At 66.5% G+C, this 239-nt stretch carries 1 pseudogene; it reads right to left on the bottom strand.

Going from position 1 to position 239, the window contains the following annotated elements:
• Positions 1–232: pseudogene (locus HBA93_RS23285) on the bottom strand (P-type conjugative transfer ATPase TrbB); the annotation flags it as partial.
• Between the last annotated feature and the right edge of the window lie 7 nt (positions 233–239).

Below are 239 nucleotides of genomic sequence, written 5' to 3'. Positions count from 1 at the left end.
CATGGTGCGCCACCAGACGGACGATCCGTTCGCCATCCGCAGGTGACAGGCGCTCACCGGTATCGGCGAGGCCTTCGGAAAGCCGGTCGATCCAGAGCCGGCCGTCAGGATTGAGCATCACCTCGACGATCGACGGGTCTTCCAGAAACCGGGCGATGGCGGGGCCGAGGGCGGTGCGCAGCATGCGCGCGCCCCGCGTGATCGCCTCAGATTTCCGGTGATTTTCCGCCATGTCGTCC

The sequence above is a fragment of the Ochrobactrum sp. SFR4 genome, from assembly GCF_019730395.1.
Lineage (GTDB): Bacteria > Pseudomonadota > Alphaproteobacteria > Rhizobiales > Rhizobiaceae > Pseudochrobactrum.
The sequence above is the reverse complement of the archived record's forward strand: the minus strand, read 5'-3'. Positions and strand labels throughout refer to the sequence as shown.